The sequence below is a fragment of the Flavobacterium sp. CG_9.10 genome (genome assembly GCF_015752245.1).
In the GTDB taxonomy this organism is placed as follows: Bacteria; Bacteroidota; Bacteroidia; order Flavobacteriales; family Flavobacteriaceae; genus Flavobacterium.
This window is the reverse complement of sequence record NZ_JADOVD010000009.1, coordinates 54,680-75,402: the sequence shown is the minus strand read 5'-3', so window position 1 is coordinate 75,402 and position 20,723 is coordinate 54,680. Positions and strand designations below refer to the sequence as shown.

Here is a 20,723-nt window from a genome sequence, read left to right as displayed (position 1 = left end):
TAAACGATTGTTTAATATTTCATTTAACATAATTTTAACACGGCTTGCTTTGTGTATTTTTCGTTAAAAAAGGAGTAAATTTTATTGGCTTTCGCCAAAATTTATACCGAGTTTTGGTTAAAGCCACTCCGGTCTGGACTTCTATATGGTCTTTGGCTGGACGTGTTTTAATTAAATAGGAGGTAACTTCTCAGCTGTGGCCTCTATCCTAATAGTTAAGAGTGTGATTTTACTATAAATCTATTATTTTGCATCTTTTTTCTTGTAAAACAGATGTAAAGTATTATTTGTCATTCCGAAGAAGGAGGAATGGCATCAAACTGCTCGCATAACTAAGCTTGCTCCTTCGTCGGAATGACAGATAACGGTTTTTTACTGACAAATAGATAGAGTATGATATTTTTAATTCGTTATTAAAAATCATAAATAAATACTTATTTCTCATTTTATTGCAAAAAAAATAAGAAGTATATTGTTATTTTTTTATTTTTGAGTTAAAAATATAAATTATGAAAAAAAATACTTTTAAAAATACAATGCTATTGCTTTTTAGTTTTATGCTTGCCACGACTACATTGTTGGGTCAAACTACGGGTACTAGTGGATCTGGTGCTAATATTGATGTAAAGCACCATACTATTTATTGGCGAGTTAATCCTGATTCAACCAAATATATTCGAGGGACGGTTACTACAAAATTCCTTACCAAGGTTGCTAATGTAAGTACAGTCACTTTCGATTTGAACAAAACCTCTTTTAACAATACGGGCTTAGTTGTTAATTACCATGGTGTTTCGGTGGCTAAAACCTTTCCAACATCTGGAAATCAAAATTTACTAACCATTGTTTTGCCAAGTCTTTTAGCCATTAATGTCATGGATTCGGTGACTATATCCTATAAAGGAGTTCCGCCTGCCGAAAGTGGGCAGGCTCTAGGCTACCAAAAAGCTACTTATAAAGGGAACAGTTATATTTATACTTTGTCAGAATCCTATGAAGATCGGGATTGGTGGCCTTGTAAAGCGGATATGCAAGATAAGATTGAAGGAATGGATATTACCGTAAGTACGCCTTCGACCTATAAAGTAGCAACCCAAGGCAAGATTTTGAAAACAGTTGTAAGTGGGGCAAACACCTTATATACCTATAGACATTCATATCCTATTGCTTCCTATCTGGTAAGTATATGCGTGGCAAAGTTTAACGAATTCAATCGCCCAGCAATAGCCGTCGGCGGTACTATTGTTCCAGTTACTTATCAATTGTTTCCTCGTTCGTCTTATACTTCGATTCTGGCTGCTTTGGATTTTTCTAAACTCGAAGTGCAACTTTTTAGCAGTAAGTTTGGGGATTACCCTTTTAAGAATGAAAAATATGGTATTTATGAATTTGGCTTCCCTGGAGGGATGGAACATCAGACCAATATTGGACTTGATGCAGGCAGTTTAACCAATTGGTCTGTTATAGCGCATGAAACGGCCCACCAATGGTTTGGCGATGGAATAACTTGTAAAACCTGGAATCATCTCTGGCTCAATGAAGGTTTTGCCACTTACATGGAAGTGTTGGCGGCTGAGCAAATTCCTTCTTTAGGGAAATCAGCCTTTACACGTATCTCATCTATAAAAACGTCTGCTCGTAGTTGCACCGTTCCGGTTTATATTACCGATGTAAGTAATTCCAACACTGTTTGGACAGGACCCAATACAACGGCTGTTTATGACAAGGGAGGTATGATTGTGTCTATGTTGCGTACACTGGCCGGTGATACCAAGTTTTTCGAAGCCATCAAAAATTATGTGGCAGCTCTTTCCTATGCATCTGCTGATACCGATAACCTGAGACAGCATATCCAAACGGCCTTAGCTGGAGCTGATTTGTCTGGTTTTTTTGCGGATTGGGTAAATGGAGTAGGAACGCCATCTTATAATGTAGAATGGAATAATGTTGGTAATAAGGTTACTTTGAAACTGACACAGACCAGAAGTAGCAATTCTAATGTTACTTATTTTAGAATGCCAGTTGTGATCAAAGTAAAGGATGCAGCAGGTATATCACAAAATATAGTTTTATATGATAATGGAGGAGATCTTTCTATTGCTGGGAATGGAACTATTAGTGCCGGAACAGGAACCAATAAAATCACAATTACTTTACCTTTTACACCCACTACGGTACAATTTGACCCTGACAACGTGACGATAGCTGCAGGAACTGTTGCATTTAATGGAGCTTTGGCGAAAATAAATACACAGATAGCATCCGTTAAAGTTGAAACTATAAATGATTTTAAAACCTTGATTTATCCCAATCCAAGTACAAGTGCATTTACTCTTAATGTAAATTCACCGGATCAAACTAGCGCAGTTAATATGGATGTTGTAGATGTATTAGGCAGAATAATCGAACACAGGGAAAATGTGACTTTAGATCAAAATGTTTCCTTTGGAGGTAGCTTATTGTCGGGAGTCTATATTGTGCATTTGAATCAAGGAGCAGAGCAACGTTCCGCTAAGATAGTTAAGCAATAATTTATTTTTATTAGATTAAAAAAAGGCAGTTTCCAATGTGGCGGCTGCCTAATTTTTGTTTGAAAAATAACACTTGCGGTACATTTTTCGTCCTTTATCGGAAGGACGAAAACAAACCGTTTTAACTACAATCATAACCATAATCTGGGATATCGATGAAAGTGCAAAATAAGTTATTGCAGAATTCCTCAATTTTGCCGTTTCATTTTCTGTCAAATGCGGTAAAAAGGTTTTTCCATTAATCCCTTCTTTGAAAAATTAGTTCACCTGATTGAGCAGTCACACATTGATGTTTCCAAAATGAAAAGATTGGTTATCCAAAATTGTGAATATCTATTTTGTGAATTGCGCTATTTTTTTTCTTTAAAATCTATCTTTGACATCCTAAAAAAAAACAGATGAGCACAATTTGGTACGAATGCAAAGTTAAATATAGAAAAACAGATGAAACTGGCGGACAAAAGATTACAACCGAACCTTATTTGGTTGACGCTATGTCTTATACAGAAGCCGAAAGCAGAATTACCGAAGAGATGTCGGCTTATATTAGTGAAGAGTTTAAAATCACGAATATAAAAATGGCAAATTATGCCGAGATTCATCCTTTTGAAAATGCGGATCGTTGGTTTAAATCGAAAGTTTCTTTATTGGCTTATGATGAAGAAAGCGGTAAAGAGCGCAAAACGAGCATGTATTTATTGGTGCAAGCCAATGATGTAAAAGAAGCTTTTGACAATACCACAGGCGTGATGAAAGGCACGATGGGTGACTACACAATTCCCGCTATTATGGAATCTCCTATTATGGATGTGTTCCCTTATTTTTCTGGTGAAGAAGGTGAACTAGAACAAATAGAAAAATTTAATGCGGTAAAAGCCTCCAAACCTGAAGTAGCAGTAGAGATTGTGGATCACATGGAATTTGCCGTTGAAGAGGAACCAGTTTCCTAGTCATTCTGATAAAGAAAATTACCGCAAATTCACAAATTAAAAATTCCATTTAGGACTATTTAATTTGCGAATTTGCGGTTTATAATTTAAAAATAGGTCGCTAAAATTGTTGAGGAATCTGTTTTGAATTGATTGTTTTAGCTATTTTTTGATAGCGGACGCTTGCACTATCGGGTGAATTGATTTTTTAATTGATTTTTTCCCCTCTTATTTTAGCGGGCACAAGCGGGTGTTAGGCACAGTATATTTGTTTAAATAACTAAATTCATATCTACTTTATAGCCACTATTCCTTAATTCTTTAGCTAAATCTAGTTTCCAATTTCCATCCATTGAAACATATACTACACCCGAAATATCGTTAGGCGTTTCAATATTTCCCTTAACTAAAGCACAAACATTTTCTCTACCAATTTTTCCGATTAAATATCCATGTTCAAATACGACATTTTGACGAGCTCTACTTTTTAAATGCTCTTCATCTCCTTTTCTGGCTCCTAAATCACAAGGTGTATAAAGAACTATCCCAAAGCCTACATTAGTATATTCTTCAATTTTTTCAATAATTGTTTTTCCAGAACTTGCCTGCTCATGAAGAATTATTGGTTCAAATCCTAGTTTTGAAACAAATCGAGCAGTTTCTGATTTTGCTAGTTCGTCATGTCCATGTACAATAAAAACTTGGGTCATGTCAAATTCAGCTTTTAAATTTTCCTTTTGTTCAATTTCAGGTTCACTCGATTTTAATAAATCAATTTTTTGCAATAGTTTTTTAAGATTATCTATTTTAGTACTGAATTTACTAGTGAATTTTTGAACTTGCTCTCCAACACTTGTTCTAGAATCCATTGTTGAGACAAATAACCCGCTCCATTCACCAGCATCATCATAACTTTTACGATATTCATTTATTGGTTTATTGAAAGATTGTTTAAGCAATTCAAGGTTATAATCTGTCCACAATGAATATCCTTTTTTAATATTTATGAAGTCAGTTTCAGTTTGAATAGTACTTTTTAAAATCTCTTCTCCTTTGGAAATTCTATCTTCAATTTCAGTTTTAAAAATAGATTTAGATTTTATTAAAAAAGTTGGTTCTGTTTGTTGTGGAGTTGGTGTAGCTCTTTTTGCCATTATCTCTGTTTTCTGATTTTGTTGTTATATTTTGCCTAACTTGTATATAACAGCCATAAAGTGAATCCAAGAACTCAATTTAGGTTGGCTTTATGACACAAAAATCGCTTTTGTTATTTTGTAAATATATAAATAAATTATTACAAATTATTATGGCATTTGATAAATTGGCGGCATAAAAAAAAACAGCGTTTAAATTAACTTTAAACGCCATTTGCTTTTATATAAAAAAAGAATTTATCGAATTGCTTTTACAAACTCCCCAATTTTTCCTGTTCCATTTTCTGTTAAATGCTGGGTGAACGCCTTACCAATAATCGCTCCTTTTTCAAATTGTGTGACTTGATTAAACGATTTACTTTAGAGAGACAAACAGAATGTAAAATTATGAATGTCAATATTTTTTGTACATTTGGTATATGAAAACAATAACTCTTACCATACCAGACAATTTAGATATAGACAACAAAGAGCTTGTAATGCTTCTTGCATCTAAATTATATGAACAGGGAAAACTCTCTTTGGGGCAAGCCGCCGAGCTAGCGGGATTAACTAAACGTACATTTGCAGAATTGCTAAATCGTTACAATGTTTCGATATTTAATTTTCCTTCAAATGATTTAAGTAATGATGTCGCAAACGCATAAAATAATTATTTCAGATACCAGTTGTTTTATCATCTTATCAAAAATTGGTGAACTTGATTTACTAAAAAAAGTTTACGGTCAAATTATAACGACATCAGTTATTGCAGAAGAATTTGGAGAATTGCTGCCAGAATGGATTGTTATTAAAAATGTCATTGATAAATACAGACAGCAAATACTCGAAATGCAAACTGACAAAGGAGAGTCGAGTGCAATTGCATTGGCTCTGGAAATTTCAAATAGTGTTTTAATTCTTGATGATTTCAAAGCAAGAAAAATAGCTAGCCATCTAGGATTAGTATTTACTGGAACTATTGGAGTTATTATTAAAGCAAAATTGAATGGCGTTATTCCTTCTATCAAGCCCTATATTGAAAAAATTAAAGAAACAAACTTTAGAATTACAGCAGAAATTGAACTTCAGGCACTAAAAGAAGCTAAAGAAATTTAAAGAAAACTTTGTAATAAAATTAAAATATAGAATCCCTCTCTCATTCCGTTCAAAGAATGTAAAGAAGGATTTTTTTATAACTTGAAATGGATGTTATTTCCGAATTCCAGCAACAAACTCCCCAATTTTCCCTGTTCCATTCTCAGTTAAATCCTGAATAAAAGCACTTCCTATAATGGCTCCTTTGGCAAATTGCGTGGCTTGGTTGAAGGTTTCTTTATTGTTGATTCCAAATCCAATTACTTGAGGGTTTTTTATATTCATGTCGGCAATCCGTTTGAAATAGTCTTCTTGTACGCTTCCAAAACCAGTTTGTGAACCGGTGACACTCGCAGAACTCACCATATAAATAAATCCATCAGAGACGGAATCAATAAAGTGAATCCGTTCTACTGAGGTTTGTGGTGTAATCAAGAAAATATTTTTCAAGCCGTATTTTTCGAAAGTTTCTTTGTATTCATCGGCATAGACATCCACCGGAAGATCAGGAATGATTAATCCGTCGATACCAATCTCCGCGCATTTCTTGCAGAAATTTTCTACTCCGTATTGCAACATTGGATTGAAATATCCCATAATTACTAACGGAATTGAAACTGTTTTCCGAATGTCTTTTAATTGGTCAAACAAAACCTGTGTTGTCATTCCGTTATGTAACGCTTGGGTAGAACTGGCTTGAATGGTTGGTCCATCAGCCAAAGGATCGCTAAATGGCAATCCGATTTCGATCATATCAACGCCGTTTTTTTCTAAATCCTGAATGATTTGTACGGTGTCATTTAAGTTGGGATATCCCGCTGAGAAATAGATCGAAAGTATCTTTTTAGTCTCTTGTAATTTTTGGTTTATTCTGTTCATTTTAATTTTTTTATTTCCCTATTCAGAACTCATCTCCTAATTTTATTGGGAGGTTAGAGGTGTATTTTATAATTTTCAGTAGCTTCTGTAAGTTTTAATACTTACAGGTTTATTTAATGTAACATCTTATATTGAAGCGCTGTAGGCCCAAGCTTTTTGTTCCGATTGCAAATGAACCTCAACACGTTTATAATGTACTCCTTCATAAAGATCGCACTGGCGAAGTTCTTGGGACGAAATGGTATATACAATTCCGTTTATGGTATCTTCGGGTTTATGCGTTTCTACGATGATTGGATATTGTACTAATCCAAATTCTTCTTCGATTTGGATTTCTTTTACCACATAACCAATTAACGTTTCTGAAATTCCTTGTAGTGTTCGCCCAAAAAGGTCTTGTTGTACTTCATCATGCTGCAAGCTGCCGTAAGTGAATAATTTTTCCATAGTTTGTATTTTGAAAATGTCAATCTGAATTCATTTAATGTTGTTGGGTTTGCGTTAAGGATTATAGTGAAAATCCTTTTTTATCTTGTTTTTTAACAAGATAAAAAAGATTGTAACGGAAAGCCTGACCTTGCTGTAACGGTAGTGAAAGCGAGGGAACGCCCCGAAATAAATTCGGGCTAAACGCAACTATAATTTAAAATAATCGATATAGGTATTCAAATCTTTGTCGCCACGACCAGAAAGATTGATCACTACAATATCCTCTGGTTTGAATTTCATTTCATCGAGAACGGCAAAGGCGTGAGCACTTTCGATGGCGGGAATAAGCCCTTCCATTTGGGATAATTTAATTCCCCATTGCATGGCTTGATCATCAGTAATAGAGATGAATTGTGCTCTGCCAGTGGTGAACAAATTAGCATGCATAGGGCCTACACCAGGGTAATCAAGTCCTGCTGAAATGGAATACGGTTCGGTGATTTGGCCATCCGTAGTTTGCATCAACAGCGTTTTACTACCGTGGATAACACCCACTTTTCCTAAAGCTGAAGTTGCAGCACTCTCGCCAGAATCAACACCTAAACCAGCTGCTTCCACTGCGATAATTTTCACGTCTTCGTTGTCTAGAAAATGATAGTAAGTACCAGCGGCGTTGCTGCCGCCACCTACGCAAGCAATTACATAATCCGGATTTTCACGTCCTTCTTTTTCCAGTAACTGTTCCTTGATCTCCTTAGAAATTACACTTTGAAAACGGGCCACCATATCCGGATAAGGATGTGGTCCTACCACAGATCCAATGATGTAATAGGTATCAACTGGGTTATTAATCCAGTCACGGATGGCTTCATTTGTCGCGTCTTTAAGGGTTTTTGAACCTGAAAGTGCGGGACGAACTTCGGCACCCAGCATTTTCATACGAGCCACATTTGGCGCTTGACGCTTGATGTCGATTTCACCCATGTACACAATACATTCCAATCCCATTAGCGCACAAACGGTGGCCGTTGCCACGCCATGTTGACCGGCACCAGTTTCGGCGATGATTCTGGTTTTGCCCAAACGTTTTGCCAAAAGGATTTGTCCAATAGTATTGTTGACTTTATGCGCACCGGTATGACACAAATCTTCTCTTTTCAAGTAGATTTTGGTGTTGTATTGTTCTGATAAGCGCTTTGCAAAATAAAGTGGAGTAGGGCGACCTACATAATCTTTTAAAAGTGCCTCAAATTCTTCTTGAAACTCAGGTTCAGCTGTAATTTTCAGATATTGCTGACGTAATTCTTCTACATTTGGATATAACATTTCAGGAATGTAGGCTCCTCCAAATTCTCCGTAATAGCCTTTTTCGTTGACGTTGTAACTCATTTTGTTTAAAGTTTATAAGTTTAAAGTTTCAAATTGTTCTGAAACTTTTTCAATATTTTTTTATCTTTTAATCCTGGCTCGATTTCAAATTTACTGTTTACATCGATGGCGTAAAGGGGTAAATTGGTTTTTGATATTTCTTTCACAGCTTCCAATTCCTCAATTCCAATTCCACCACTTAAAAAGAATGGTTTGCTTGAAGGATACTTTTCTAATACTTTCCAGTCGAATGTGGTTCCGTTTCCGCCGGGTAATTTCCCTTTGGTATCAAAAAGGAAATAGTCACAAACCGCTTCAAATGGTTTCAATACTTCAAAATCAAAATCATCATCGACCGAAAAAACTTTAATTATCTCGATTTTAGAATCTAATTCATTTTTTAAATTTAAACAAAATTCAACGGATTCGTGACCGTGTAATTGAATAGCTTGCAAATCGTATTTTATGGCTTTCGCCAAAATTACTTCGGCGGTTTCGTTTACAAAAACGCCCACTTTTTTAATTGATTTTGGTAAATCTGGAATCACTCCGTCAAAATATCGAGCTGATTTCTCCCAGAATATAAAACCCATATAATCGGGTAGGAGCGAGCCTACTTCGATAATATTATCGGGGTATTTCATGCCGCAGATTTTGAGTTTCATAGTATTTTTTTTAACACAGATTTCTCAAATTTTCACAAATTAAATCTGTGTGAATTTGTGAAATTTGTGTTTTATTTTTTATTCAATTTTGAAATAAATTCGCTTGCTGCTTTACCGGCATTATCCGTTTTCATAAAGTTTTCTCCAATCAAAAATCCTTTGTAACCGTAAGGTTTTAATTCATTAATTGCTTCAATAGATGAAATTCCGCTTTCGGAAACTTTCACAAAATCATCTGGAATTTGTGCTGCTAATTGCTTGCTGAAATCCAAACTCACTTCGAAAGTTTTTAGGTTTCTGTTATTTACCCCAATCATGTCTAATGTTGGCATAATCGATTTTTCTAATTCTTCCTGATTGTGGACTTCCAATAAAACTTCCAGTCCAATACCTTTAGCAAATTCAGATAAGGTTTTTATTTCGTCTCTTGTTAAAACGGCTGCTATTAGTAGAATCAAATCGGCTCCGTGTGCTTTGGCTTCCAGTATTTGGTATTCATCAACAATAAATTCTTTTCGCAATAAAGGAATACTTACTGTGGCTCTTGCCAAAAGTAAATCGTCTAAGGAACCACCGAAATATTTCCCATCCGTTAAAACCGAAATTCCACAAGCGCCCGCATTTTCATATCCTTTTGTCACTTCTTCCACAGTGAAACTATAATTGATTTCTGCTTTTGAAGGGGATCGACGTTTATGCTCGGCAATTATTCCAGAGGTACTGTTTAACAAATTATCACGTAACGAAATCGTCTTTTTTTCGAAGAAAATCGACGCTTCCAATTGTGAAACAGGAATGATTGATTTCTTGAGAATGACTTCCCTTTTTTTATCGATTATTATTTTATCAAGTATATTCATTTTGTATTTTGCCGCAAAGGCGCTAAGTCACTAAGTTTTTATGTGTGTTAATCTGTGCAATCAGTGTTTATCTACTCAATTCCTGTAGCGTATTCAAAGATAAAAGTCCTTTTCCGGATAATAAACTTTCTTTCGCTATTTGAAATCCTTCTAAAGGAGTGCATTTTGTGACCGTTGCGATTGCCATTCCAGCATTGGCAGAAACGACATTATTTTGTGCTTCGGTTCCTTTACCTGAAATGATATCAGTAAATAGTTGCGCCGATTCATCAATCGTTGTTCCACCTTCAATTTCGCTTTGCAGCAAAAGGCGAACTCCAAAATCTTTAGGATTTAACATTCCTTCCATGCTACTTGTAATAATCTTCGTCGGACCTGTCAATGAAACTTCATCATAACCGTCAAGCGAATGCAGAATAGTAAAATTCACATCGGTATTTTGGTATAAATACGCGTACATTCTGGCTAATTCCAAGTTGAAAACTCCCACTAATTGGTTCTTTGGAAACGATGGATTTACCATTGGACCCAACATATTGAAGAAGGTTTTAACCGCCAGTTCTTTTCTAATTGGACCTACATTTTTCATAGCGGGGTGAAATAACGGAGCGTGTAATATCGCAATTCCTGCTTTGTCCATACATTTTTCCAAGAAATCGTTGTCATTGCTGAACTTAATTCCTAGTTTTTCCATAACGTTACTGGACCCAGAAATTGATGAAACACCATAATTCCCATGCTTTGCTACTTTTATCCCAGCACCAGCAGCCACAAAAGAGGCTAGAGTAGAAATGTTAAAAGTATCTTTTCCATCGCCGCCAGTTCCACACAAATCGATCGTATTATAAGCGGATAAATCTACTCGAATACACAAGTCCAACAAGGCTTCTCGGAATCCCGAAAGTTCATCGATACTAACGCTGCGCATCATATAAACGGTAAGAAATGAAGCAATCTGACTGGTGTTGTAACTTCCATTGGAAATATTTACCAATACATTTTTTGCTTCTTCTTTCGAAAGCATTTCGTGATTGATAAGTCTGTTTAATATGTTTTTCATTTTGTTGTTATTTGCCTCGAAGGCGCTAAGACACAAAGGTTTTTTATTGTTGGATACTTTGATTGTTTTACCGAAATGGTTTTTACACACAAAGAATTACACATTGGCAATGTTTAAAATATAATTTTTGCTACCTGATTACTACTGAACACTGAGACTGAACACTGCAAACTATGAGTTCACCCAGTTTTCCAATATCTTTTTTCCATTAGGTGTCAATACACTTTCCGGATGAAATTGAACGCCACGCACATCGAATGTTTTGTGTCGCAAGGACATTACTTGTCCATTTTCATCGAATGAAGTGGCTTCGAGAACATCAGGTAAATCGGAATCTACAACCCATGAATGGTAACGTCCCACTTCAAATTCGTTTCCTAGACCTTCGAATAAAAGTTCATCATCGACTACCGTTTTTACCATTGTTGCTACACCATGATATACTTTGTCAAGATTGGAGAGTGTTCCTCCAAAAACTTCTCCTATCGCTTGTTGACCCAAACATACTCCAAAAATACTTTTGGTAGGCGCATATTTCCGAATCACTTCTTTTAACAATCCAGCTTCATCAGGAATTCCGGGACCTGGAGAAAGTAGTATTTTATCGAAGATTGCTATCTCGTCAATATCAAATTCATCGTTTCTATAAACGGTGACTTCACAATTCAAATCTTCCAGATAATGCACTAAATTATAAGTGAAACTATCGTAATTATCTATAACTAGTATTTTTTTCATTTTTTTTATTGAAAAATTGAAAGATTTAAAGATTGAAAAATTCTAGTGTTTCAGCAATCTTTAAATTCTTAAATTATTGAATCTTTAAATTATTTATATCGTTTCGGCTAAATCCAAAGCAGTATTCAAAGCGCGCAATTTATTATAGACTTCCTGCATTTCGCTTTCTTCATCGGAACCGGCAACAATTCCCGCACCCGCTTGTGAGTGCAACTGATGATTTTTGCTCAAGAAAGTCCGAATCATAATTGCATGATTAAAGTTTCCTTCAAAATCCATAAAACCTATGGCACCGCCATAAAAATTACGGTTGGTTTTCTCATAATCTTCAATCAATTGCATCGCTCGGTGTTTTGGCGCTCCGCTCAATGTTCCTGCGGGGAATGTATCGGCGACGACTTGCATAGTTGTTGCTTTTTCATGCAAATGGCCTGTTACTTTGGAAACCAAATGAATCACATGAGAGAAAAACTGAACTTCTCTATATTTTTCTACGTTTACATTATGACCGTTTCTGCTTAGATCATTTCTGGCCAAATCAACAAGCATCACATGTTCGCTGTTTTCTTTTTTATCTTCCGATAATTGTTTGGCAAGAACAGCATCTTTTTCATCATCACCTGTTCGTTTAAAAGTTCCTGCAATAGGATGAATTTCGGCTTTACGATCTTTTACAATTATTTGGGCCTCGGGTGAAGAACCAAATATTTTGAAATCACCATAATCAAAAAAGAATAAATAAGGGGAAGGGTTAATGCTGCGTAACGCTCTGTAAACATTAAACTCATCTCCTTTGAAACCTTGCGTGAATCTTCGGGATAAAACTAATTGAAAGACATCACCGCGGAAACAATGTTTTTTGGCCAAAGCCACATTATGTTTGAATTCTTCGTCGGTTAGATTTGAAAAACCCTCACCTTCTTTATAAAATTTATAGGATGCAATATTTCGGGACTGTAATAATTGTTCTATTTCCGAAATATTATTTTTACCGTCTAAACTGTGACAGAAAATATACGCTTCATTTTTAAAATGATTGATGGCTATTATATTTTGGTAAACCGCATAATACACATCAGGAATAGAAATGCTGTTGTCTTTTTTGGCAATAGTTACTTTCTCAAAATAGCGAACAGCATCATAGGAAATATATCCAAATAAACCATTATTTATAAATTTAAAACCGTTTTTCTCCGATTGGAATTGTCCTGAAAATTCTTGAATTACTTCCGGGATGTTAGTGTTTTTATCTATTGTACTATTTTCAAAACTTCCATCGGGATAGGTTTTGTAAATGGTTTCATTTTCTATTTTTATGGATGCTATCGGGTTGCAACAGATGTAGGAAAAACTGTTGTCACTGCCATGATAATCACTACTTTCCAGCAACAAACTATTAGGGAATTTATCTCTAATTTTAAAATAAACACTTACCGGAGTTATCGTGTCTGCGAGTATTTGCTTGTAATTTGTATTTAGTTTAAAATGTTTCAAGTTGTAAATTTTATTATTATTTGATAATGAATAAATAAGGTATAAAAAAAGGCTTGTCGTGATGACAAGCCTTTTATTTTTATAGTTTACTAATACTATACAGGAGCTTTGTTCACGACGACTGACGTAAATTGTTCCACCACCAAGTATTGTTTAGAATTGTTTTCATTTTTATTTCTTGAATACAAATATATAAATGAATTTTGATTTTACAAAACTAAAAAAACTAAAAAAACATTATTTTTTTATTTTTTTGTTAAATTTTTTCTTAGAATACCAAATTGACATTCATATCAAAATCATCATAGATAGTCTTGTCTCCCAAATCATCAAAAAAACTGCCTGAACCATATTTAATGTCAAATTTAGTTCGGTCTAGGGTGAAATCCGCTTTTGCTGAATTCTTTTTAACAACAAGATCAAATTTTACAGGATTGGTTTTTCCTTTAATGGTCAAATCGGCGGAAATGGAATACACATTGTCACCTTGGTTTCTAATATGTTTAAAAATTAAGTTTGCTATTGGATAATCATCTACCGCAAAAAAATCATTTGATTTTAAATGACCTTCCAATTTCATTTTCGATGTGCCTGATTGATCGGTGTTTGTTAGCGATTTCATATCTGCATTGAAATTTCCTCCAACTAATTTTTTGTTTTTGAAAATTAGATTTCCATCTTTAAATTTTACAATTCCCTCATGTTGTCCGGTCACTTTTTTACCGATCCATGTAATTTTACTTTTAGAAACGTCAATTTTGTAGGTTTGTGCTTCAGTCTGAAGAAAAGATAGCGTAACTATCAGAACAATAATAATCTTTTTTATACTTTTCATGGTCCAAAAATTTAAGTTAATTGCCAATGTTGTACTAAAATTTAAACAAGGATTATGTTTATATATTGATTATCAAAGTTACAAAAAACAAGAGTAATCAATTAGAATTAATCGATAATGTATTAATTAGTAGCCTGATAAATAGATGCATTTAGGACATTTCTTATAGTTGTCAAAGTATGATTTTTATTTTAAAGGAGTAAAATGGAGGACGACTTATTTTTCGTAAGAATTTCAAGTTTGAATTTGTTTATTAAATTGTAATGTAAAAAGAAACCCCAACAATTTCTTGTTGGGGCTTAGTGTATTTTGTGAAAGAGTTTAGTATTTCAAAGCAACAGCTAATTCAAATTCATCTGAAATTGCTTTATCTCCAATACTGCTGAAGATACTTGCAGAATTATATTTGATATCGTATTTTGTTCTGTCTACCATGAATGTAGTTGCAGCAGTATTTTTTGTCGTTGCAAGATCAAAAGTAATAGGTTTAGTTATTCCTTTTATTGTTAAGTCTCCATTTACGGTATATAAATTAGGCGCTTTTAGAACTACTTTTTTGAAAACTAATGTTGAAGTTGGAAATTTTTCAGTTCCAAAGAAATCTTCTGATTTCAAGTGACCGTTCAATTTTCCTTGGTATTCTCCAGTAAGATCTGTACATGTTAATGATGTCATATCAACATTAAAAGCACCACCAATTAATTTTTTTCCTTTGAAAACTAATTTACCATCTTTAAGGTTTACTGTACCATTGTGTTTTCCTGTAACTTTTTTAGCAAGCCAATTGATGCTACTTTTTGAAGCATCTACTTTTTTAGTTTGTGCTGTTAATGATAAAGTAGATAAAACTACTACTAATGCTAATGCAATTGATTTTAAATTTTTCATGTGTAAAGTGTTTAATTTGATTTTGATTAATAATTATAATGTGATAAATAATTCTTCGTTTGATTTTCTAACTTTTTTGTAATGTTGCGACGCATCTTCTGCGTGTCTGTAACCCAAAGTGGCGATAAGAGAAGCGTTAAGACCTAGTTTGTCTAATCCTAAAATTTCATTTACTTGCGCTGGAACAAAACCTTCCATTGGGGTAACGTCAATTTTTAATTCGGCAGCGGCATTCAATAAATTACCCATCGCAAGATAAGTTTGTTTTGAAGTCCAAATGTTTTTTGCGTCTTCCGTTAACGGTTTGATATATCCTTTCATATAATCACCAAAACCTGCTAAAGCATCGATTGGTAATTCTCTAACAATACTAGTATTTTTTACATAAGCATCAACTTCAGCATCACCTATGTTAATTTGGTTAGCAAAAATAAATAGATGGGAAGCATCAACTACTTGTGATTGTCCCCAAGAAGCTTGTTGCAATTGTGCTCTTAGTTCAGGATTTTCAACGATGATAACCTTGTATGGTTGCAATCCAAAAGAAGAAGTACTTAAACGAATGGCTTCTTTTAATGTGTTTAAATCTTCTGTTGAAATTTTTTTTGTAGCATCAAATTTCTTTGTTGCGTATCTCCAGTTTTGGTGTTCTAAAAATGTACTCATAATGATTGTTATTTATTTCTGTATTTTTCTAATAAATGATTTAATTGTTCTAATTCTTCTGGCCTTAAATTTTTTGAAAAAAATTGTTCGTGATCTGTTACTTTAGGGTCTAATTCTTTTAGAATATCTAATCCTTTTTGAGTAATCAATACCTCAATTTTTCTTCTGTTTTCAGGACAAACATTCCTTGTCACAAGATTTTTTAATAATAATTTATCCACTAATCTCGTCGTATTGCTGGTTCGGGCTAGCATGCGTTCTTGAATGACGCACATATTCGCTGGACATCCTTTTTGACCTCTTAAAATTCGTAAAACATTATATTGTTCTCCAGAAAGATCAAAAGGCTTCAGGATTTCATTAAAATTATCTGTAATTACATTTTGAGTGTACATTACATTCAAAACAGTTCGTGTCGAAATGTTTAATGGAGCTGTACTTTTTATAATTTCTTCAATTTTCATACCAACAAAGTTTTATTTGTTGGTACAAATGTAACACTTTTTTTATTTGTATATACAAGTGTTAGTTATTATTTTGTTAATATTTTTATTTTAATTTCATAAAATGTATTTTAAAGTATTGTTTATTAGAATTATACGGTTTAAAAAAAGTTTCCTTGTTGTACTTTTGGCATTAGCAATAGTTTTACAGCAGAAGTTTTATTTACATGTAAACTTGTCCTTTCGGAGAGGGAAAATCTCCGATTTATTTTGTATCTATGTACTCAATAGATGAGCATTCAATTGATTTGGTAGTAGCTTTCCTAAAAATTATTTCTGCGATTGACTTGAGATGTTTAACAATTTAATTTAGCTGGTACACTCATAGGAATTAAAAAAAAGCGGTTTGAGTGTTTACCCAAACCGCTTTTGCTTATAAAAAGTAAGCTACTGCTTTTAATCAATTACAGTGACTAAATCTTCTTTACTTTTTCTCACTTTAGCAAGATCTACTAACCAATCGTTTTCACTGTCTCTATAACCCACAGGAAGCATCACGCAGCTTCTAAGTCCTTTGGCTCTTAATCCTAATATTTCATCCAATGAAGCAGCATCAAAACCTTCCAAAGGCGTACTGTCGACTCCTTCGAAAGCTGCAGCGGCAATGGCTTGCGAAAAGGCAATGTACGCTTGTTTAGCGGCATGGTTAAAGTTTTCTTCCGCGTCTTTTTGCGGATAACTGCTTAACAACATTTGACGGTAATTTTCCCATCCTTCGTTTTTAAAGCCACGAATTGCATTTGTTAAATCAAACATTTTGTTAATTCGGTCCGCAGTATAAGTGTCCCAAGCTGCAAATACAAATAAATGGGAACAATCAGTGATTACGGATTGATTCCAAGCAATAGGTCTGATTTTTTCTTTTACTTCTTGATTTGTGATTACAATAATCTCAAACGGTTGCAGACCACTTGAGGTTGGAGCAAGTGATATCGCTTCAATGATGTTGTCAATTTTTTCTTGTGGCACTTTTTTGCCATTCATTGCTTTAGCAGCGTATCTCCACTTTAATTTGTCTAATAATTCCATGTCAATTGTTTTAACTTTTTTTATGTTTATTCTAAATCTTTGCTCTCTTCTGTGAGTATTTTAATCCATTCATTCAGCATTTCTTTTAACTGAAGGACATCCGATACCTTGATATTTTCAGTCAGTAATATTTTGATGAGTTTTTCTGGAATGGGCTTCGCCTGGGTTTTCAAATTCCTTCCTTTTTCGGTAAGCTGTACAATAACACTTCGTTCATCTTTAATGGAACGATTCCGTTGTAACAACCCCATTTTCTCCATGCGTTGCAGCAAAGGTGAAAGGGTATTGGTGTTCAGGAGTAGTTTCTCGGTAATCTGATTTACAGAAAGACCATCGTTTTCCCATAAGACCATCAGTACCAAATATTGTGGATACGTAAGACCCATTTCGTCTAAATAAGGTTTATAGGCCTTCGTGATTAGACGAGATGCGGAATAGATGGGAAAGCAAATTTGGTTGCTTAATTTTAATTGAGCGTCTTCCATTAGTCTTCTATTTCACTGTTTTTCCAAGCTTTATAAGAACCTGCTGACCATAATGCCCAAACAATAAGAACAGGTTGAAAAAACAGACGTATTAAACGCGCGTTATCTGAATCTAAAGCGCCAAAAGCATCTTTGTGGCCTAAGTATTGCGCAACATTGCCAGGGAACACTAAAACGAAAAACAGTGCCAATGCCCAACCAAATAATGCTCGTTCCTTTTTCCAAAAAGCTAAACCTAGACCCAACGAGATTTCTACTATACCTGATAATACTACTACCAAGTCTTTACTTAACGGAATCCAATCTGGTACTTGTGCCTGAAACTCAACTCTATTAAAAGTTAGATGGCTGAATCCGGCAAAGACCATGAAAATGGACAATAGAATTCTGAAAATGTTTTGTGTCAATGTGGTTTCTACGGATTTTATCATCTTTTTTTTTTAATTGTATTTATTTATGTCGTGTGCGATACAAATGTAATCAATTGTTTTGTAGTGGAGAATTTATTAGGAAAACATTGTGTATTTAATTAATGAAGTGATTATTGTAGGTTGGGTAGTTTGTGTTGTCTATTTTTATGTGGGCAAAGTCGGGAGCCATTTAAAAAAGCAATATCGTTGGACAGTTCATGGTTATGGAATTACGATTTCCAGAAGAAAGGATTTGTGCGGGAGCCTTCAGATTTGCAAGTACATTTTTAATAATTTTTATTTGAAAAGTGCCCCGACCAAATTCTTCAAATAATTTTGAAGTAAAATTGTAATGTTATGTGAAACAGTCATATATGTTTTGTAAATTTAGTTTTTTTTTAAAAAAAATAAAAAAAAATATTCTGAACAGTAAAATTTTAAGAATTTAGAAATTGTAAAAACTACAGAAATGAAAAAAGAAAAAAAACATGTAGACGATTCTGAAAACCAGAAAAATCTCGATTTAGAATTTAATAGATCCGATGCCAACAATCAGTTTATGACGACTGATCAGGGTCTTAAAATAAACGATGATAATAATTCGCTTAAGGTTGGTGAACGTGGACCTTCGTTACTGGAAGATTTTATTTTACGAGAAAAAATTACTCACTTTGACCATGAAAGAATCCCGGAAAGAATCGTGCATGCTCGAGGTTCAGCAGCACACGGCTATTTTCAGGTTTACGAATCTATGGAGAAATATACTAAAGCAGGGTTTCTGCAAGATCCAAGCATTAAAACTCCGGTTTTCACCCGTTTTTCTACGGTTGCGGGATTTAGAGGCTCTACAGATTTAGCAAGAGATATTAGAGGATTTTCGGTAAAATTTTACACAGAGCAAGGCAATTATGATTTAGTTGGAAATAACGTACCGGTATTTTTTATTCAAGATGCCATTAAGTTTCCTGATTTAATCCATGCCGTTAAACCAGAACCTAATAATGAAATGCCACAGGCTGCTTCTGCACACGATACTTTTTGGGATTTCATTTCCCTAATGCCAGAGACGATGCATACCATCATGTGGGTGATGTCCGATAGAGCAATTCCGAGAAGTTTGCGAATGATGGAAGGTTTTGGGGTGCATACTTTCCGCTTTATAAATAAAAAAAACGAATCTCATTTTGTTAAATTCCATTGGAAACCAAAATTAGGAACACATGCAGTGCTTTGGGATGAGGCCCAAAAAATATCAGGAAAAAATTCAGATTTCCATCGTCAGGACCTATGGGAAGCCATCGAAAACGGACAATTTCCCGAGTGGGAATTAGGAGTGCAAATCATACCAGATGCCGATGAACACAAATTTGATTTTGATTTATTAGATCCCACTAAGCTCGTGCCCGAAGAATTAGTTCCGGTTACTATTATAGGGAAAATGGTGCTCAACCGCAATCCGGATAACTTTTTTGCCGAGACCGAACAAGTGGCTTTTCATCCTGGACATATTGTTCCCGGAATTGATTTCACGAACGACCCCTTATTGCAGGGACGTTTGTTTTCTTATACAGACACGCAATTATCGCGTTTAGGCAGTCCAAATTTTCATGAAATTCCAATCAATAGAACCATTGCCCCAATGCACAATAATCAGCGTGACGGACACATGCGCCAGGAAATTAATGTAGGTAGAGTTAGTTACCACCCAAACTCTTTAGGTGGTGGCTGTCCTTTTCAAGCAAAAATTGAAGAAGGTGGTTTTGCTAGTTTTAATGAAAGAATAGATGCCCAAAAAGTGCGTGACCGTAGCGAAAGTTTTTCCGATCATTTCAGTCAGGCGACTTTATTCTTTAACAGTCAGACTCAAACAGAAAAGAGTCATATTATAACTGCCTTGCGTTTTGAGCTGGGTAAACTAGAAACGATAGCTATTCAAACCCGAATGCTGGGATTATTATCTCAAATAGATACAACACTGGCGGATAAAGTAGCACACGGTTTAGGACTGAAAGTCCCAAAAAGTCCAGCAAAACCAATAAATCATGGAGTGGGTGCAAATGCGGACAAAATGAAATATGAACCTAAAAAAGTGATACAAAGCGTGAAATCCTCCGATGCGTTAAGTATGCTTAAAAACAAAACACTATCCAAAACGATTGCGACAAGACAAGTGGCGTTTTTATGTTCAGAGGGAGTTGAAAGGTCTTCTGTCAATGCTTTGAAAGCCGCGTTGGAAAAAGAAGGCGCAAGCATAAAAATTATCGCACCACATTTAGGACATATAAAAACGAATGATGGTAGTGAAGTCAAAGTGGATCAAAGTTTTCTGATTGCCTCCTCAGTTTTATTTGATGCGGTATATATTCCAGCAGGAAAAAATGCTAAATTCATGAATTCCAATGCAGCAGTGATTGAATTTATAAACGAATCCTACAAACATTGTAAAGTTATTGGCGCTGATGAATCTGATATTTTTATCAATACGAATGTAAAAGATAAATTGGATTTGAAAGATGGTGAAAATGGAATTATTTTAAATTCAAAAAATCCAGACAAAACCTTTACAACTTCTTTTATAGACGCTATGGGCAAACATCGTTTTTGGGATCGTGAGGAAGAGCTATAATGGATTTTTTTTAATTTAAAACCTAACTATACAGTCGAGAAAAAACCGAAATGAAAATTTCGGTTTTTTTATTTATGATACTGAAAAATAGTTAAAG

General features: G+C 34.5%; 21 protein-coding genes. 5 read left to right on the top strand and 16 right to left on the bottom strand.

All coding sequences use genetic code 11. The annotated features are described in order from the left end of the window. The first annotated feature begins 509 nt into the window (after positions 1–509). Together IWX84_RS09410 and IWX84_RS09405 are read left to right on the top strand one after the other, a co-directional pair. Positions 510–2,531 carry a M1 family aminopeptidase gene (locus tag IWX84_RS09410; RefSeq protein ID WP_196850489.1) on the top strand — a complete coding sequence of 674 codons (2,022 nt, stop codon included), beginning with the start codon at positions 510–512 and terminating at the stop codon, positions 2,529–2,531. A gap of 398 nt (positions 2,532–2,929) precedes the next feature. Beyond that, complete coding sequence (locus tag IWX84_RS09405; RefSeq protein WP_196850488.1) at positions 2,930–3,481, top strand: DUF4494 domain-containing protein; 552 nt, start codon at positions 2,930–2,932, stop codon at positions 3,479–3,481. 251 nt (positions 3,482–3,732) lie between these two features. Here IWX84_RS09405 and IWX84_RS09400 read toward each other — a convergent pair whose 3' ends face one another. Continuing rightward, positions 3,733–4,614: a TIR domain-containing protein gene (locus tag IWX84_RS09400; protein ID WP_231385457.1), complete on the bottom strand. Its 882-nt coding sequence runs from the start codon at positions 4,612–4,614 to the stop codon at positions 3,733–3,735. Positions 4,615–5,033: 419 nt separating this feature from the next. Between IWX84_RS09400 and IWX84_RS09395 the strand changes: the two genes are divergently transcribed. After that, the gene (locus tag IWX84_RS09395; RefSeq protein ID WP_196850487.1) at positions 5,034–5,261 is read left to right on the top strand and encodes a UPF0175 family protein; all 228 of its coding nucleotides are present in this window, start codon (positions 5,034–5,036) and stop codon (positions 5,259–5,261) included. Beyond that, entirely contained in the window at positions 5,242–5,712 is a 471-nt protein-coding gene (locus tag IWX84_RS09390; protein WP_231385456.1) for a DUF3368 domain-containing protein, read from the top strand. The genes IWX84_RS09395 and IWX84_RS09390 overlap by 20 nt, the downstream gene beginning before the upstream one ends. A 93-nt stretch (positions 5,713–5,805) precedes the next feature. Here the strand turns inward: IWX84_RS09390 and trpA are convergent, their stop codons facing one another. The 15 genes from trpA to IWX84_RS09315 form a co-directional block, all read right to left on the bottom strand. Continuing rightward, positions 5,806–6,570, bottom strand: coding sequence for a tryptophan synthase subunit alpha (trpA, locus tag IWX84_RS09385; protein WP_196850486.1), 765 nt, complete (start codon positions 6,568–6,570; stop codon positions 5,806–5,808). 126 nt (positions 6,571–6,696) lie between these two features. After that, on the bottom strand, positions 6,697–7,017 hold the full coding sequence (locus IWX84_RS09380; RefSeq protein ID WP_196850485.1) for a gamma-glutamylcyclotransferase family protein: 321 nt from the start codon (positions 7,015–7,017) through the stop codon (positions 6,697–6,699). Positions 7,018–7,206: 189 nt separating this feature from the next. After that, positions 7,207–8,388 carry a tryptophan synthase subunit beta gene (trpB, locus tag IWX84_RS09375; RefSeq protein ID WP_196850484.1) on the bottom strand — a complete coding sequence of 394 codons (1,182 nt, stop codon included), beginning with the start codon at positions 8,386–8,388 and terminating at the stop codon, positions 7,207–7,209. A 20-nt stretch (positions 8,389–8,408) separates the two neighbouring features. Further along, positions 8,409–9,032: a phosphoribosylanthranilate isomerase gene (locus tag IWX84_RS09370; RefSeq protein WP_196850483.1), complete on the bottom strand. Its 624-nt coding sequence runs from the start codon at positions 9,030–9,032 to the stop codon at positions 8,409–8,411. A 71-nt stretch (positions 9,033–9,103) separates the two neighbouring features. Beyond that, on the bottom strand, positions 9,104–9,892 hold the full coding sequence (trpC, locus tag IWX84_RS09365; RefSeq protein ID WP_196850482.1) for an indole-3-glycerol phosphate synthase TrpC: 789 nt from the start codon (positions 9,890–9,892) through the stop codon (positions 9,104–9,106). Positions 9,893–9,959: 67 nt separating this feature from the next. Further along, the gene (trpD, locus tag IWX84_RS09360) at positions 9,960–10,952 is read right to left on the bottom strand and encodes an anthranilate phosphoribosyltransferase (protein ID WP_196850481.1); all 993 of its coding nucleotides are present in this window, start codon (positions 10,950–10,952) and stop codon (positions 9,960–9,962) included. 171 nt (positions 10,953–11,123) lie between these two features. Continuing rightward, positions 11,124–11,690, bottom strand: coding sequence for an anthranilate synthase component II (locus IWX84_RS09355; protein ID WP_196850480.1), 567 nt, complete (start codon positions 11,688–11,690; stop codon positions 11,124–11,126). Between the two features lie 93 nt (positions 11,691–11,783). Further along, positions 11,784–13,184: an anthranilate synthase component I family protein gene (locus IWX84_RS09350; protein ID WP_196850479.1), complete on the bottom strand. Its 1,401-nt coding sequence runs from the start codon at positions 13,182–13,184 to the stop codon at positions 11,784–11,786. Positions 13,185–13,452: 268 nt separating this feature from the next. Continuing rightward, positions 13,453–14,019 (bottom strand): YceI family protein, encoded by a 567-nt coding sequence (locus IWX84_RS09345; protein WP_196850478.1) that lies wholly within the window; start codon positions 14,017–14,019, stop codon positions 13,453–13,455. A 321-nt stretch (positions 14,020–14,340) separates the two neighbouring features. Then, a complete protein-coding gene (locus IWX84_RS09340) occupies positions 14,341–14,907 on the bottom strand; it encodes a YceI family protein (RefSeq protein ID WP_196850477.1) in 567 nt (188 codons plus the stop codon). A gap of 33 nt (positions 14,908–14,940) precedes the next feature. After that, on the bottom strand, positions 14,941–15,573 hold the full coding sequence (locus IWX84_RS09335) for an NAD(P)H-dependent oxidoreductase (RefSeq protein ID WP_196850476.1): 633 nt from the start codon (positions 15,571–15,573) through the stop codon (positions 14,941–14,943). 8 nt (positions 15,574–15,581) lie between these two features. Then, entirely contained in the window at positions 15,582–16,037 is a 456-nt protein-coding gene (locus IWX84_RS09330; RefSeq protein ID WP_196850475.1) for a MarR family winged helix-turn-helix transcriptional regulator, read from the bottom strand. A 435-nt stretch (positions 16,038–16,472) separates the two neighbouring features. Next, positions 16,473–17,105 carry a nitroreductase family protein gene (locus tag IWX84_RS09325; RefSeq protein WP_196850474.1) on the bottom strand — a complete coding sequence of 211 codons (633 nt, stop codon included), beginning with the start codon at positions 17,103–17,105 and terminating at the stop codon, positions 16,473–16,475. 26 nt (positions 17,106–17,131) lie between these two features. Then, a complete protein-coding gene (locus tag IWX84_RS09320) occupies positions 17,132–17,590 on the bottom strand; it encodes a MarR family winged helix-turn-helix transcriptional regulator (RefSeq protein ID WP_196850473.1) in 459 nt (152 codons plus the stop codon). Next, a complete protein-coding gene (locus IWX84_RS09315; RefSeq protein ID WP_196850472.1) occupies positions 17,590–18,021 on the bottom strand; it encodes a DoxX family membrane protein in 432 nt (143 codons plus the stop codon). Before IWX84_RS09315 ends, IWX84_RS09320 begins: the two co-directional genes overlap by 1 nt. A gap of 448 nt (positions 18,022–18,469) precedes the next feature. On the opposite strand from IWX84_RS09315, the gene IWX84_RS09310 reads away from it, so the two are divergent. Then, positions 18,470–20,626, top strand: a complete 2,157-nt coding sequence (locus IWX84_RS09310) for a catalase (RefSeq protein WP_196850471.1) — start codon at positions 18,470–18,472, stop codon at positions 20,624–20,626. Positions 20,627–20,723 lie beyond the last annotated feature (97 nt).

What these genes read in the sequence shown, in the direction of transcription:
- IWX84_RS09410 (WP_196850489.1), top strand. Translation starts at nt 510, where the DNA reads ATGAAAAAAAATACTTTTAAAAATACAATGCTATTGCTTTTTAGTTTT.
- IWX84_RS09405 (WP_196850488.1), top strand. Translation starts at nt 2,930, where the DNA reads ATGAGCACAATTTGGTACGAATGCAAAGTTAAATATAGAAAAACAGAT.
- IWX84_RS09400 (WP_231385457.1), bottom strand. Translation starts at nt 4,614, where the DNA reads ATGGCAAAAAGAGCTACACCAACTCCACAACAAACAGAACCAACTTTT.
- IWX84_RS09395 (WP_196850487.1), top strand. Translation starts at nt 5,034, where the DNA reads ATGAAAACAATAACTCTTACCATACCAGACAATTTAGATATAGACAAC.
- IWX84_RS09390 (WP_231385456.1), top strand. Translation starts at nt 5,242, where the DNA reads ATGATGTCGCAAACGCATAAAATAATTATTTCAGATACCAGTTGTTTT.
- trpA (WP_196850486.1), bottom strand. Translation starts at nt 6,570, where the DNA reads ATGAACAGAATAAACCAAAAATTACAAGAGACTAAAAAGATACTTTCG.
- IWX84_RS09380 (WP_196850485.1), bottom strand. Translation starts at nt 7,017, where the DNA reads ATGGAAAAATTATTCACTTACGGCAGCTTGCAGCATGATGAAGTACAA.
- trpB (WP_196850484.1), bottom strand. Translation starts at nt 8,388, where the DNA reads ATGAGTTACAACGTCAACGAAAAAGGCTATTACGGAGAATTTGGAGGA.
- IWX84_RS09370 (WP_196850483.1), bottom strand. Translation starts at nt 9,032, where the DNA reads ATGAAACTCAAAATCTGCGGCATGAAATACCCCGATAATATTATCGAA.
- trpC (WP_196850482.1), bottom strand. Translation starts at nt 9,892, where the DNA reads ATGAATATACTTGATAAAATAATAATCGATAAAAAAAGGGAAGTCATT.
- trpD (WP_196850481.1), bottom strand. Translation starts at nt 10,952, where the DNA reads ATGAAAAACATATTAAACAGACTTATCAATCACGAAATGCTTTCGAAA.
- IWX84_RS09355 (WP_196850480.1), bottom strand. Translation starts at nt 11,690, where the DNA reads ATGAAAAAAATACTAGTTATAGATAATTACGATAGTTTCACTTATAAT.
- IWX84_RS09345 (WP_196850478.1), bottom strand. Translation starts at nt 14,019, where the DNA reads ATGAAAAGTATAAAAAAGATTATTATTGTTCTGATAGTTACGCTATCT.
- IWX84_RS09340 (WP_196850477.1), bottom strand. Translation starts at nt 14,907, where the DNA reads ATGAAAAATTTAAAATCAATTGCATTAGCATTAGTAGTAGTTTTATCT.
- IWX84_RS09335 (WP_196850476.1), bottom strand. Translation starts at nt 15,573, where the DNA reads ATGAGTACATTTTTAGAACACCAAAACTGGAGATACGCAACAAAGAAA.
- IWX84_RS09330 (WP_196850475.1), bottom strand. Translation starts at nt 16,037, where the DNA reads ATGAAAATTGAAGAAATTATAAAAAGTACAGCTCCATTAAACATTTCG.
- IWX84_RS09325 (WP_196850474.1), bottom strand. Translation starts at nt 17,105, where the DNA reads ATGGAATTATTAGACAAATTAAAGTGGAGATACGCTGCTAAAGCAATG.
- IWX84_RS09320 (WP_196850473.1), bottom strand. Translation starts at nt 17,590, where the DNA reads ATGGAAGACGCTCAATTAAAATTAAGCAACCAAATTTGCTTTCCCATC.
- IWX84_RS09315 (WP_196850472.1), bottom strand. Translation starts at nt 18,021, where the DNA reads ATGATAAAATCCGTAGAAACCACATTGACACAAAACATTTTCAGAATT.
- IWX84_RS09310 (WP_196850471.1), top strand. Translation starts at nt 18,470, where the DNA reads ATGAAAAAAGAAAAAAAACATGTAGACGATTCTGAAAACCAGAAAAAT.